Source organism: Micromonospora sp. DT227 (assembly GCF_049841835.1).
GTDB lineage: Bacteria > Actinomycetota > Actinomycetes > Mycobacteriales > Micromonosporaceae > Micromonospora.
The window spans coordinates 357,231-370,778 of sequence record NZ_JBNCLA010000001.1 but is presented as its reverse complement, the minus strand read 5'-3'; the positions used below and the strand labels follow the sequence as shown (position 1 = coordinate 370,778).

Below are 13,548 nucleotides of genomic sequence, written 5' to 3'. Positions count from 1 at the left end.
TATGGTCAGACCAGATGACAACATGATAAAGCTCCGCGGGGCGTTCCCGATCCAACCTCATCGGTGTGGTCGTTCCTCCCCAGGTCCCACCCAAGGAATGCGGACGGGACGCCCCGCGGCCCCGTGGACAGGGGTCCACCTTCTCGGCGCCCGACGCCGGAGGTGGACCCCTGTCGCCGCCTCCGGGGACACCCGGACCACCGGCCCCGGCATGATCGTCCGGACCGGCTATCCTTGTGCGGTTGTCCGCGTCCGGCCGGGTTCCCCCGGCATCGGGCGGGCCACGACGCACGACCTCCTGCCACGGAAGGACCGTGGCCGCCTAGCCCACAGGAGGTGAGCACGTCTTGCGTCACTATGAAGTCATGGTGATCCTCGATCCCAGCCTCGAGGAGCGCACCGTCGCCCCGTCGCTCGACACGTACCTGAACGTGATCCGGACCGCGGGTGGCTCGGTGGAGAAGACCGACGTGTGGGGCCGCCGGCGCCTCGCGTACGAGATCAACAAGAAGGCCGAGGGCATCTACGCCGTCGTCGACCTCCAGGCGACGCCGGAGGCCGTGGCTGAGCTGGACCGTCAGCTCCGACTCAACGAGTCGGTGCTGCGCACCAAGGTCATTCGCCCGGAGATGCGCTGAGCATCTAGGACCCGGCACGTCCGGATCAAGCTCATCCGCGCTGTCGGAGGGCTCTGAGAGCCTGTACGGCACAACGATGAGTGCGCGAGGAGATGGTCATGGCAGGAGACACCACCATCACGGTCATCGGCAACCTGACCGATGACCCCGAGTTGCGGTTCACCCCCTCCGGTGCGGCGGTGGCCAAGTTCCGGGTCGCTTCGACGCCCCGGTTCTTGGAAAAGGCGTCCGGCGAGTGGAAGGACGGCGAGCCGCTGTTCCTCTCGTGCACAGTTTGGCGCCAGGCCGCCGAGAACGTCGCCGAGTCGCTGCAGCGCGGCGCCCGGGTGATCGTGTCCGGCCGGCTGCGTCAGCGGTCGTACGAGACCCGCGAGGGTGAGAAGCGCACCGTCATCGAGCTGGAGGTCGACGAGATCGGCCCGTCCCTGCGCTACGCCACGGCGAAGGTGCAGAAGATGTCCCGCTCCGGTGGCGGAGGCGGCGGCTTCGGCGGTGGTGGCGGTGGTGGCCAGGGCGGCGGCGGAGGAAACTTCGACGACCCCTGGGCCTCGGCTGCCCCGGCCCCCTCCCGCGCTGGTTCGGGCGGCGGAAACTTCGACGAGGAGCCCCCGTTCTGATGGCGCCGAGCGCCCGCGATCGCAAACCAGGAGCAAGAGCAATGGCGAAGGCTGCGGCACTGCGCAAGCCGAAGAAGAAGGTGAACCCGCTCGACAAGGACGGGATCACCTATATCGATTACAAGGACACCGCGCTGCTGCGCAAGTTCATCTCCGACCGCGGCAAGATCCGCGCTCGACGGGTGACCGGCGTGACCTCGCAGCAGCAGCGGCAGATCGCCCGTGCGGTCAAGAACGCCCGTGAGATGGCGCTCCTGCCCTACACGGCCACGGCCCGCTGAGGGGAGGCACGGACATGAAGATCATCCTCACCCAGGAGGTGTCCGGCCTCGGCTCTCCGGGCGACATCGTCGAGGTCAAGGACGGCTTCGGCCGTAACTACCTGCTGCCGCAGGGCTTCGCGATCGCCTGGACCAAGGGCGCCGAGAAGCAGGTCACGGTCATCAAGCGGGCCCGCTCGGCCCGCGAGGTCCGCGACCTCGACCACGCCAACGAGATCAAGGGCCAGCTCGAGGGCCTGAAGGTCAACCTGAAGGCCCGCGCCGGCGACGGCGGTCGGCTCTTCGGTTCGGTCACCCCGGCCGAGATCGTCGACGCCGTCAAGGCGGCCGGCGGTCCGAGCCTGGACCGTCGCCGGCTGGAGACGCCCGGCCACATCAAGTCGCTCGGCGCCTACCCGGTCAGCATCCGGCTGCACCCCGAGGTGACCGCCAAGTTCGACCTGAACGTGGTCAAGGGCTGACCCCACCGCACCACGAAAGGGCCCGCACCGGTTCTCCGGTGCGGGCCCTTTCCACATCTCCCGGCGACCCGCCATCTCCCGGCGACCCGCCGCCGGCACGTCAGCCGATCGGCTGGCCGGTCACCGCGCTGATCACCACCGTGGACAGCCCACCGCCCACCACGGCCGCCGCCAACGCCACCGTCGCCGACCGCCACGTCGTACCGACCTGACGCAGCAGCACCGCCACCACGAGGCTGCTCACCAGCGCCAGCCCGAACCTCGGCGCCGCCGCCGACAACGACGCGAACGCGTGCGCCCGCGGCGAGTCGCAACCTCCACCACTGATGTCGGTGACACACCCCGCCGGGGCCTGCCCGTCCAGCAGGACCAGACCGAGGAAGAGCAGCACCGCCGGCACCAGATAGCAGGCGGCCGTGTAGACGAGCGGTCGCAACGGCCCACCCGGATCCGGGTCCAGCAGGTCGTCCTCCAACCGCCGGCTCCACGAACCGCCGCCGATCGGGTCCATCCTCCGGCGCACCGCGGACCCGCCCGGCCCGACCGGCTCCACCGCCCGGCGCCGGGGTGCGGCCCGGGGACGCGGCGCGGAGTACGCGACCACCGGCGACTGCGGCGCCGACGTCGGCGTCTCCATCCACCGCGGATCGTCACCCGCCAACCGGGTCCCCGACCAGAACTCCTCGGCCTGCTCCGGCGACGCCCAACCCTCCCGGACCGGCGGTGCCGTACGGTCCCACGGGTCGGCCGCCGGATACCGCGGACCGGCGTCCCGCACCCGGTCGAGGTGACCGGTGTCGGTGAACCGGTCCCACTCACCGGTGTGCTCGGTGCGGTCCCACCGGCTCCCGGCCTGCTCCCACCGGCTCCCGGCGTCCGCCCGACCCCACGCGTGCACGCCCGACGCGTCCCACGGGTCGACCGCCGGCTGCTCCGCCGGGGCCCGCTCGGCCGCCCGACCCCGTTCCCAGGGATCCACCGCCGCCGGCGGCCAGGAGGAACCGGTCGCCGCCCGCGGACTCCGCCGGGCCGGCCGCTCGGCCTCCCACCCGCCGGTGTCACCACCCGGGTCCGCCTCCTCCGGGAGCCCTGACCAGATCACCTCCGGCCGTCGGGTCGCCGCACGTCGTGGACGGCTGCGGGGCGCCGTCCCGGACACCGGCCCGTCCTCCCCGGACTCGGCCCGCCGGCTCCCGACGTAGCCCTGTTCCTGCGGGGCGTCCATGGTCCACTCGGCGGTGTGGTCGGACACCGGCCCGGCCCCGACGGCCCGCAGCCCGCGCCGGCCGTCGTCCCGACGCCGACCGGCCTCGGGCCGCCAACCACCGTCGGAAGCGGGCGGCCCGGCCTCCGCCTCGTCGTCGTCCGGCGCGGCATGCCGCCCACCGCCGTCCGCCCGACTGATCCCCGACTCCACCGCCCACCGCGGAAGGTAGGCGTCCACCGGCTCGTCCTGACCGCGCTCGATCGCCCGGCGCCGGCTCGGCGTGCGCTGACGCTCCGGCGCGTACGGGTCCACGCGCCGCGGACCAGCGGAAGCGTCCCAGGAAGCGCTCGGCCGGCGCTCGCGCGGGCTGTCCTCCCCGCTTGCCCAGTCCCGGTGTCTCACGGCGGGAGCGTGACCCTTCTCAACCCGAAAGTGCAATCCGCTGTCAAGGTGCAGCCGTTCGCAGCGATAGTACGGGACGAACGACGCCAAGGCTCGACCAGAAATCTTCCGTCCACAGGGTGGGGACGGCAGAAGCCCAGGTCAGGAGCGATACGCCCGGAAAACGCCATCACTTTTCCACACCCCTGTGCACACCCTGCGCACATGCTGGCCCCCTGCGTCCACAGGTTGTCCCGAGGCTCGTCCACCGGCCCTGTTGGTGGCTGACCTCGGGTTCCGTATCGTGGCCAGCGACCGCCGGGCGATGGCCCCCGATCGACCGGAGGGTCGGCGGAAGTTGTCACACCCCGGCGATAGAGCTGGACTCGATCCGACGCAGCAAGGGGGGAACCCGTGTCGGTCACCGACGAGACGCGCGCGGGACGGGCCGGGGGGCAAGCGTCCGAGCCGCCGCCGCGGGACGCGTCCTTCGAGAAGACACCACCCCAGGACGTGGCCGCCGAACAGTGCGTCCTCGGCGGCATGCTGCTCTCCAAGGACGCCATCGCGGACGTCGTGGAGATCCTCAAGACCAACGACTTCTACCGCCCGGTGCACGCCACCATCTTCGACGCGATCCTGGACATCTACGGTCGGGGCGAACCGGCCGACCCGATCACGGTGGCCGCAGCGCTGGCCGACTCCGGCGACCTCGCCCGCATCGGCGGCGCGCCCTACCTGCACACGCTGATCGCCAGCGTGCCCACCGCCGCCAACGCCGCCTACTACGCCCGCATCGTCGGCGAGCGGGCCGTGCTCCGCCGACTGGTCGAGGCCGGCACCCGGATCGTGCAGCTCGGCTACGGCACCGGCCCGAGCGGCAGCCGGGACGTGGACGACATCGTCGACCTCGCCCAGCAGGCCGTCTACGAGATCACCGAGAAGCGGGTCAGCGAGGACTTCGCGATCCTGGCCGACATGCTCCAGCCCACGCTGGACGAGATCGAGGCGGTCGGCGCCCAGGGCGGCGTGATGACCGGCGTCCCGACCGGCTTCACCGACCTCGACCGCCTGCTCAACGGCCTGCACGCCGGGCAGTTGATCATCGTGGCGGGTCGACCGGGTCTTGGCAAGGCGCTGGCGCTCGACACGCCTCTGCCCACCCCGGAGGGGTGGACCACAATGGGTGCCGTACGCGTCGGCGACCAGTTGCTCGCGGCCGACGGCAACCCGACCACCATCACCAACGTCTTCGAGGTGATGCACGATCGCCCCTGCTACGAGGTCGAGTTCTCCGATGGCTCGGTCATCGTGGCGGACGCCGAACACCTCTGGAAGACGACCACCCGGGCCAGCCGTCGGCAGTCCGAGGCACGTCCCCGTCACTACTGGCCCGAGGCGGCGCTGTCGAGGGTACGGGCGGCCGAAGCGGCGGCGTCCGCCGAGCCGCACCGCCTGGTCACCCTGGCGGACACGCTCGAGCAGGTCGGCCCCGAGTTCCGCAACGTGCTGCACACGGTGGCGCACCAGGCCGGCGCGAACGGACGGATCGCCCGTCCGGTGACCCGGGCCGGCAAGTCACGCAACTGGACCGCTCCCGGCTACCCGGCGGGCGCTCTCGTCTCCGGCCTTCGCCGGCGGGCCGAGCGACACGTCAACGACGGCGCCCCCGTTCGGCACGACGGAGTCGTGACCACCGCACACATCGCGGCGACGCTTCGCACGGACACCGCCGACCGGCGCCTCAACCACACGGTGGAGAACTGCGCGCCGCTCCGGCTCCCGGAACGTGAACTGGTCGTCCCTCCGTACACCCTCGGGGTGTGGCTCGGCGACGGTCACACCGGAGCCAGCCGATTCACCACCGCGGACGCCGAGATGGTCGACCTGGTGGCCCGGGACGGCTTCCTCGTGCGACCCAGCGGCCCAATGGTGTTCACCATCCTGCTGCCCACCGTGGGGCGGCCGACCGACCGCACTTGTGTCGACTGCGGAGGCGCCACCCGAGCACTGCGCGAGAACCAGGCGGTCCGCCGATGCGCCGAGTGCCACGAGCGAGGCGGCTCGTTCCTGGCGTTGATCCGCCGGATCGGGGTGGCTTCCGACAAGCACATCCCACAGGACTACCTGCGAGCCTCGGAGGCCCAGCGCCGGGCGCTGCTCGCCGGCCTGATGGACACCGACGGTACGGTGGCGCCGGCCGGGAACCTCCAGTACACCTCCACGTCGAAGCGGTTGATCGAGGGTGTTCGGGAACTCGTGGTCAGCCTGGGCTACCGATGCTCGATCACCGAGCGGAGGGTGCGCGGACGCACCGAGGACTCATCGGTCGCCTACACGGCGAACTTCTCCACCCCTGATCCGGTCTTCCGCCTGGAACGGAAGCGGGCCGCGCACCTGGCCCGGCGGCGGACGTCCTCGGACGTGCGTTCCCACTCCCGTTTCATCGTGGACGTCCGGCCCGTGGCCAGTGTTCCGGTGCGCTGCGTGACCGTGGACAACGCCGACCACCTGTACCTGGCGGGTCGGTCGATGATCCCGACGCACAACAGCACAGCCAGCATGGACTTCGCCCGGAATGCTGCGATTCGCGCCAACCAGGCCGCGGCCATCTTCTCGCTGGAGATGAGCAAGGTCGAGATCGTCATGCGACTGCTCTCCGCCGAGGCGCGCGTGCCGCTGCATGTGCTGCGCAGTGGGCAGCTCTCCGACGACGACTGGACCAAGCTGGCCCGCTGCATGGGCGAGATCAGCGAGGCGCCGCTCTTCGTCGACGACACCCCGAGCATGAACCTGATGGAGATCCGGGCGAAGGCACGACGGCTCAAGCAGAAGCACGACCTGAAGCTGATCGTGGTCGACTATCTCCAGCTCATGACCTCACCGAAGCGCACCGAGAGCCGGCAGCAGGAAGTCGCGGACCTGTCCCGTGGCCTGAAGCTGCTCGCCAAGGAGGTCGAGTGCCCGGTGATCGCGGTGAGTCAGCTGAACCGTGGCCCGGAGCAGCGTACGGACAAGCGACCGCAATTGTCCGATTTGCGCGAGTCTGGCTCTATTGAGCAAGATGCTGACGTTGTCATACTTTTGCACCGCGATGACTATTATGACAAGGAGTCGCCGCGGGCCGGGGAGGCGGACTTCATCATCGCCAAACACAGGAATGGGCCGACCGACACGGTGACGGTCGCCGCCCAGTTGCACCTGTCGCGATTCGTGGACATGGCCATCGTCTGAGCGACCGCCTCGCCCGGAGGGCTCCTCCGAGGCCGTGATCATGAGGTTGGCGGCGTTGTTGATCTACGTTGATGCCGTCAAGTTCATGATCACCTTCATCTCCCGGGAGGGGAGCGGTCCAGCGACCGTGCGGATCGGCGGTTCAGTCGGACGAGAGGTCCGGGCGGTGCTCCCGGATCCACTTCTCGACGTCGGACTTGCGCCACACCTTGCCCATGGCCAACGCGGCGATGGGCTCGGGGAAGTTGCGCTGATTGGCGATCACGGACGCGCGCTGGCGCGAGACGTTGCCGAGCATCGCCCGGATCTCCGACACACCCACCAGCTCCACGCGTTGACGATGGCAGCGGCGTAGTCCGCAGACGGCGACAACTACGGAGACTATTGACGTAGTCAACGGAGTCGACACGATCGGGGGATGAGTGCGCCGAATGCCTCCCCTCTCAGCCGAGCAGTGGGAACCAGCCCGCCGCCTCGCCCAGCTCGAACCGGTCCCGGTCGGTCAACGGCACCCGCCCGGTGGCCTTGAGCAGGTACTCGTGGTCGTCCCAGGCGGCCGGGCGTACCGCGTCGTCGCACAGCAGGCCGTCCATCGTGGTCACCGCCACCCGGGTCGGGCCGGTCGCCGGCGGTGGCGCGTCCGGCAGGTCCACCACCAGGTCAAGGTGGTGCACGACCGCCTCGGTGGTCAGGGTGGCGAGCAGATCCGGTACGCGCAGCACGTGGCCCTGGGTGGTGACGTGCCCGGTGGCGTCCGCGGCGGCGGCCGCCCGGGCGGCGGCGGGAGCCGTGTCGGACCAGATCCGGACCACGCCGGTGGGCCGGTCGAATGCGGCGGCCGAGCGGCGGGCCCACCAGGCGTGCCGCGCGCCGGCCCCGTCGTCGCCGTCGGCACCGAACGCCCGCCAGTAGCTGATGTCGTCCACGTCGGCCGGGCCGGGCACCGGGCTGGCCAGCGCGACGAGCGCGCGTTGGGCGTCGCAGAGCACGTGGAAGAGCAGGTCGGCGACGAGCCAGCCCTGGCAGCGGGTGGGTCGTTGCAGGCCGGCGTCGTCGAGCGGGGCGACGGCGGCGGTGATGCCGTCGTACGCCTGGGCCAGCGCCTCGTGCGGCCGGATCGGGCTCATGGGGTGCAGCCTGCCACGGCGCGCGGCCACCGGCACGGTTAGGCGGGGCCCCTTCCTATCGCCCAGGCGTTAAGAAGGGGCCCCTCCTTACACGCTGGTCAGTCGAACAGTTCGCCGAGGAAGCCGTGCTTCTTCTTGCGGCGGTAGTGGCCGTGGTAGCCGTAGTGCTGCTGCTGACCGTGGCCGTACGCGGGCTGCGGGTAGCCGTGGCCGGGAGGCGGCGGAGGGGGCGGGGGGACGGCGCCGTAGCCCGGCTGGTGCGGGGCGGCGGGCGGGGGCGGCGGAGGCGGTGGGTAGCCGGCCCCGGCGGGTGCGGCCTGCGGGGCGCCGCCCTGCTGCCGGTTCCAGTTGGCCTCGGCCTCGAACAGCTTTTCGAGCTCGCCTCGGTCGAGGAAGATTCCGCGGCACTCGCCGCACTGGTCGATGACTACTCCGCTGCGCTCGTACTGGCGCATCTCTCCACGGCATTTGGGACAGGTGAGCTGCATGACACCGACGGTACCGGGTGTTTTCACGCGTTGGCGGTCAGCGCGTGCGTCACCTCGTCGTCGGAGACTTCGTGGAAGTCGTCGTAGTAGGCGCCGACGGCGGCGAAGTCGGATGGGAGTTGGCTGCTCACGACCGTGTCGGCCGTGGCGGCGAGCAGCTCGTACGCCGGCGGGGAGCCGACCGGGACGGCGACGACCACCCGAGCGGCGCCGAGCTGGCGGGCGACCTGGACGGCGGCGCGGGCGGTGGCGCCGGTGGCGAGCCCGTCGTCGACGATCAGGGCGGTGCGGCCGGTCAGGTCCAGCGGTGGCCGGCCGGCGCGGTAGCGCTGCTCGCGGCGGTCCAGTTCGGCCTGTTCGCGGCGGCGGACCTGGGCCCGGTCGTTCTCGCTGATCCGGCCGGCGACCATGTCGTTGAGGACCTGCACGCCGCCGGGGCCGAGCGCCCCGAAGGCGACCTCGGGCGCCCAGGGCACACCGAGTTTGCGGACGACCAGCACGTCGAGCGGGGCGTGGAGCCGGTCGGCGATCACCCGGGCGACGGGGACGCCGCCGCGGACCAGGGCGAGCACGACGACGTCGGGCCGGTCGGCGAGGTCGGTGAGTCGCTCGGCGAGGTCCTGTCCCGCTTCGGTCCGGTCACGGTAGGTGGTCATGCCTCAGGTGTACGCCTTCCGGCCGGGTCGCGCCGGGCGGTTGCCGGGAATGCCGGCCGGCCGGGCTGCCCGGCGGACGCCTCGGCGAGTGCCAGCGCGGGGGCGAGGACGAGCAGCGCGGCCGGGTAGAGCAGGTAGCCGAAGCGGGTGGAGGGCATCAGCAGGATCGCGGCGAGCAGCCCGTACCCGCAGATGAGGGCCGTGGCGGCGGCGGTGCGCGGCGGGTGGCGCAGCAGCCGGACGGCGATCGCCAGGCCGACCGCGGCGAGCAGCGCGGCGGCGACCACCCGGCCGGCGGGGAGCGCCTCGGCGATCAGGTGGCCGGGGAACGGGGACTGGGCGGGGCTGGTCACCAGGCCGTGGCCGAGCGGGAACCGGAGCACGTTCTCGACGAGTGCGTCCCGGTCGACGATCAGGACCGGCAGCAGCGCGAGGACGGGCAGGCCGAGGGCGCCCAGGGCGGTGCGCGGCGCGGCCCGGCGGGTGGCGGCCCAGCAGACCAGCACGACCGCCACCGGCCACGCGAAGAGCTTCAGCGCGCCGGCGACGCCGACCGCGAGGCCGGCGCGGCCGGGCCGGTCGGCGGCGGCCAGCGCGAGGGCGAGCAGGCAGAGCGCGAGTACGGGGAGGTCGTCGCCGCCGGTGGCGAGCGTGAGCGCGGCGACGGGCAGGACGGTGGCGGCCTGGACGGCGCGCAGCAGCGCGGCGGAGCGTCGGGGCGAGGTGGGGCCGGTGCTGGTGCGCAGCGTGGTGACCAGGGCGGCGAGCGCGAGCGCGGTGCCGACCGCGAACCAGACGCGGGCGTCGGTCCACCAGGCGTCGGCGGCGGCCCGGGGCAGCCCGAACAGCGCCATTCCGGGTTGGTAGGGGGTGTAGCCGAGGAGTTGCTCGCCGGGGGGCAGGGCGGCGATGGCGTCGGGGCCGAGGTAGGGGGTGCCGTGCTCGGCGAGGCGGGTGCCGGCGTGTTCCACCACGAGCACCTCCTCCTGGGCCCGGTCGGTGCGTCCGCCGGCCCGTTGGATGCTCTGGGCGACGACCGGGAGCAGCGCGGTGGTGGCCCAGGTGAGGCCGGTAACCGTCCAGCGGGCGGGCAGGCCGGCCAGGGGGGTGCCGGGGTGTCGGCGGCGGGCGATGAGCTGGGTGGTCGCGGCGAGCGCGGCGACCGCGTACCCGATGGTGGCGACGGTGCCCCACGCGCGGTGCGGCGGCAGGGTGGAGGTGGCGGCGGTGACCGCGGCGAAGATCGTGGCGGCGGCGTAGAGGCCCAGGTCGAGGGCGAGACCGCCGGCTGCGGTGTCGAGCGCCGACCAGCGGCGGGAGGCGGCGGTGGCCGGGTCGGCGTGGGCGGTCACGCGGGCCAGTCTGGCAGACCGGGGGTGCGGTCCGGCCGGGTCGGGCCGGTTGGTCAGGGATGCCGGACGTCGGTGGCGGGGGCCGGGCGGGTACGGGTGCCGGCGGCGCGGCGGCCGGGCAGCCGGATGACGGCGCCGGTGTCGTGCAGCGGTGCGGCGAGTGCGCCGGGCCGGCCGCCGGCGCCGCGTTGGAGGGCGGCGAGCAGCGCGCCGGCCGGCAGCGGCCGGGCGAACAGGTGGCCCTGGCCGGCCGTGCAGCCCAGCTCCCAGAGCGTGCGGCGTTGCGGTTCGCTCTCCACGCCCTCGGCGACCACGGTGAGGTCGAGGCTGCGCCCGAGGTCGAGGGTGGAGCGGATCACGGCGGCGGCCTCGGGTGCGGTTTCCATGGCGGTGACGAAGCTGCGGTCGATCTTGAGTTCGTGGACCGGGATGCGGGAGAGCAGGGAGAGTGAGGAGTAGCCGGTGCCGAAGTCGTCGAGGGCCAGCCGGACGCCGGAGTCGCGGAGCCGGCTGAGCACCCGGTCGACCACGTCGAGTTGGCTGAGGGTGAGCGTCTCGGTGAGTTCCAGGACGAGCCGGTCGGGTGGGAGGTCGTGGGCGCGCAGCCGGGCCAGCACGGCGCCGGGGAAGCGGGCGTCGAGGAGGCTGCGTGGTGACACGTTCACCGAGACGGGCAGGTCGAAGCCGGCGTCGTGCCACGAGCCGGCCGCGATCAGCGCCTGGTCGAGGATGGCCTCGGCGAACGCGGGCAGCAGCCCGGAGCGTTCCACCGCCTCCAGGAAGCGCAGCGGGTCGATCAGGCCGTGGGTGGGGTGGTGCCAGCGGGCCAGCGCCTCCGCGCCGGTGACCTGGCCGCTGCCCAGGTCGACGATGGGTTGGAAGTTGACGGTGAACTCGTGGTCGGCGACGGCCCGGGGCAGTTCGCCGCCGAGTGTGAGCCGGCTGAGGTCGGCGGTGTCGCGGGTCGCCGCGTACGTGGCGATCCGCTGGCCGGCGCGCTTGGCCTGGTACATCGCCACGTCGGCGCGGCGCAGCAGCTCGGGCATCCCGCCGGTGGCGGGGGCGACGGCGATGCCGCCGCTGGCTTCCACGCTGATCCGCATGCCGTCGAGGTCGATCGGGTCGTGCAGCGCGGCGAGCAGGGCTTCGGCGCGGTGCGCGGCGACCGCCGGGGCGGGCAGGCCGCGTAGCAGCACGGCGAACTCGTCGCCGCCGAGCCGGGCGACCAGGTCGTCGGCGCGTGCCGCGTCGCGGAGCCGTTCGGCGACCTGGATCAGCACCCGGTCGCCGGCGCCGTGCCCGAGCGTGTCGTTGACCTCCTTGAAGTGGTTGAGGTCGATCAGCACCAGGGCGGTGACGCCGTCGGCGTGCCGGGTGGTGAGCTGGGCGGTGCCCTCGTCCAGCAGGTGCCGGCGGTTGGACAGGCCGGTGAGGGCGTCGTGGGTGGCGGCGTAGGCGTGGTCGGCGGCGACGCGGGCCAGTTCGGCGTACGCCTGGGCGTTGCGGACCGCGGTGCACAGCGCGGAGGCGAAGGTACGCAGGGTGTACTGCTCCCGCTCGGAGAGCTCGACCGGCCCGACGAAGCGGAGCCGCAGCTCGCCGATGTTCTCCGCCCGGTCGTGTCCTTCCAGCGTGACCGGCATGATCCGGCCGTCCGTGGCGCTGGGGCGTGGTGCGGTCCCGTCGTACGCGATGCCGGCCGCGCCGCCGCGGACCGTGCGCCCGCCCTCGCGTAGTTCGATCTCGACCTCGTCGGCGGAGAAGAGTTCGGCGGCCTCGGTGACCGCGGTGGTGAGGACCTGGTCGAGGTCGACCACGTTGAGCGCGTCGGTGGTGCGGGCGAGTCGCTGCCAGGCCTGCTGCTCGGTGCGGGCGCGGATCCTGGCGGAGTAGGCCAGGTGCAGGCTGAGCACCAGGGGCGGCACGGCGAGCAACAGCCGGGGGTCGACCCGGAGGATCAGCACGGTGGAGGCGGCTACGACGAATCGCACGCCGAAGCCGGCGATCCGTAGGTCGAGGTTATTGCGGAACTGGCGCAGGATCGGCGTTCGGGACGCGAGCGCGATGACCGGAATCGCAAGTACGTCGTCGAGGATCGCGGCGACCAGATAGACGATTCCCAGCAGTACGACGATGCGGAGTGGCTCTCGAGGTGGCCAGGCGCCGCCGAGCAGCAGTGTGGCGACGGTGGCGCCTCCGGCCACGAGGGTGTGCTTCGCGATGGCGAACGCCACCTTGATGGGTGCCAGGCGGGTCACCGATCCGGCGGCCACCCCGAGGCCGGTCGCCAGGACGACCCAGGAGGCCGGCGCGACGGCCAGGCCGATGACGATTGCGGTTTCCACCCAGGCGAAGTAGAAGGTGGTCGACCTGATCCGTAGCCGCGTCTTGATGACGGTGGCCAGCGCGACGGTCACCACGAGGGTTGCCACGGTGACGAAGTCGCGTACCGATTCGGGGTGTTGCCTGCGCGTGGCGGAGACCGCGATGAGCGCGACGAGCGATGCGCCGGCCACCAGGGTGTAGACGAGGCCGCGCAGGCCGGGGTCGACACCCGTGCGGCTCTCCGTCGTCCGGCTCACCCGAGTCACCCGCCGCTCACCGTCGGTACGCGATGAGCGGCAGCCTACCGCTTCGTTCCGGTGCGGGAAACTCTCATCCCCATTCGGTGCTACGCATTGTTCGTCCCTCCTCCAATATCCCGTCGGGCCGGAATCGCCGCCGATCGGAGTCGTCACCCGCAATCGGTTGTGGCGCATTGGCACGACCCGCCGCAGACATCGCCTGTGCGTGTATCCGCGCCTTGTTGACTGGAACGAAGGTTAGAGGGAGGAAGGGGCAGTAAGGAAGAATTAATGTCGGTATGCGCAATATAAGCAACTCTCGTCGCTTAAATGACGTTCTGTCCACAAGTTATGTGCGGAGCGGAGCCGACCTTCTGCCTCGCGTACTCACGTGGTCGCTCAGTGCCATCCAGAATGTTTCGACGCGAGCGACATCTGTAGCGTCGTCTCGGTCGAGGAACATTACAACCGGACTCGGCCGGCTTGACCAGTCGGGGCGGACCGCTCGGATGGACGGCTTGCGCTGCCGGGGACCGCCGGAA

12 protein-coding genes are annotated in these 13,548 nt (G+C 71.9%); 5 read left to right on the top strand and 7 right to left on the bottom strand.

Annotated elements, in window-relative coordinates; all coding sequences use genetic code 11:
• The first annotated feature begins 347 nt into the window (after positions 1–347).
• From rpsF to rplI, 4 genes are all read left to right on the top strand, one after another.
• Positions 348–638 (top strand): 30S ribosomal protein S6, encoded by a 291-nt coding sequence (gene rpsF / locus ACLQ2W_RS01890; RefSeq protein WP_088643630.1) that lies wholly within the window; start codon positions 348–350, stop codon positions 636–638.
• Between the two features lie 80 nt (positions 639–718).
• Complete coding sequence (locus tag ACLQ2W_RS01885) at positions 719–1,255, top strand: single-stranded DNA-binding protein (protein WP_269694542.1); 537 nt, start codon at positions 719–721, stop codon at positions 1,253–1,255.
• Between the two features lie 41 nt (positions 1,256–1,296).
• Positions 1,297–1,536 (top strand): 30S ribosomal protein S18, encoded by a 240-nt coding sequence (rpsR, locus tag ACLQ2W_RS01880; RefSeq protein WP_007073789.1) that lies wholly within the window; start codon positions 1,297–1,299, stop codon positions 1,534–1,536.
• A 14-nt stretch (positions 1,537–1,550) separates the two neighbouring features.
• Entirely contained in the window at positions 1,551–1,997 is a 447-nt protein-coding gene (gene rplI / locus ACLQ2W_RS01875; RefSeq protein WP_107156411.1) for a 50S ribosomal protein L9, read from the top strand.
• A gap of 100 nt (positions 1,998–2,097) precedes the next feature.
• Here rplI and ACLQ2W_RS01870 read toward each other — a convergent pair whose 3' ends face one another.
• The gene (locus ACLQ2W_RS01870; RefSeq protein ID WP_425784992.1) at positions 2,098–3,516 is read right to left on the bottom strand and encodes a hypothetical protein; all 1,419 of its coding nucleotides are present in this window, start codon (positions 3,514–3,516) and stop codon (positions 2,098–2,100) included.
• A gap of 483 nt (positions 3,517–3,999) precedes the next feature.
• On the opposite strand from ACLQ2W_RS01870, the gene dnaB reads away from it, so the two are divergent.
• Positions 4,000–6,819, top strand: a complete 2,820-nt coding sequence (dnaB, locus tag ACLQ2W_RS01865) for a replicative DNA helicase (RefSeq protein WP_425784991.1) — start codon at positions 4,000–4,002, stop codon at positions 6,817–6,819.
• Between the two features lie 142 nt (positions 6,820–6,961).
• Here dnaB and ACLQ2W_RS01860 read toward each other — a convergent pair whose 3' ends face one another.
• From ACLQ2W_RS01860 to ACLQ2W_RS01835, 6 genes are all read right to left on the bottom strand, one after another.
• Positions 6,962–7,150 (bottom strand): hypothetical protein, encoded by a 189-nt coding sequence (locus tag ACLQ2W_RS01860; protein ID WP_425784990.1) that lies wholly within the window; start codon positions 7,148–7,150, stop codon positions 6,962–6,964.
• A gap of 112 nt (positions 7,151–7,262) precedes the next feature.
• Positions 7,263–7,946 carry a maleylpyruvate isomerase N-terminal domain-containing protein gene (locus tag ACLQ2W_RS01855; protein WP_405091760.1) on the bottom strand — a complete coding sequence of 228 codons (684 nt, stop codon included), beginning with the start codon at positions 7,944–7,946 and terminating at the stop codon, positions 7,263–7,265.
• A 98-nt stretch (positions 7,947–8,044) separates the two neighbouring features.
• Complete coding sequence (locus ACLQ2W_RS01850) at positions 8,045–8,434, bottom strand: zf-TFIIB domain-containing protein (RefSeq protein WP_343444319.1); 390 nt, start codon at positions 8,432–8,434, stop codon at positions 8,045–8,047.
• A gap of 23 nt (positions 8,435–8,457) precedes the next feature.
• Entirely contained in the window at positions 8,458–9,090 is a 633-nt protein-coding gene (locus ACLQ2W_RS01845) for a phosphoribosyltransferase (protein WP_425784989.1), read from the bottom strand.
• Positions 9,087–10,442, bottom strand: coding sequence for a glycosyltransferase 87 family protein (locus ACLQ2W_RS01840; RefSeq protein WP_425784988.1), 1,356 nt, complete (start codon positions 10,440–10,442; stop codon positions 9,087–9,089). Before ACLQ2W_RS01840 ends, ACLQ2W_RS01845 begins: the two co-directional genes overlap by 4 nt.
• A 53-nt stretch (positions 10,443–10,495) precedes the next feature.
• Positions 10,496–13,024, bottom strand: a complete 2,529-nt coding sequence (locus ACLQ2W_RS01835) for a putative bifunctional diguanylate cyclase/phosphodiesterase (protein WP_405091757.1) — start codon at positions 13,022–13,024, stop codon at positions 10,496–10,498.
• Between the last annotated feature and the right edge of the window lie 524 nt (positions 13,025–13,548).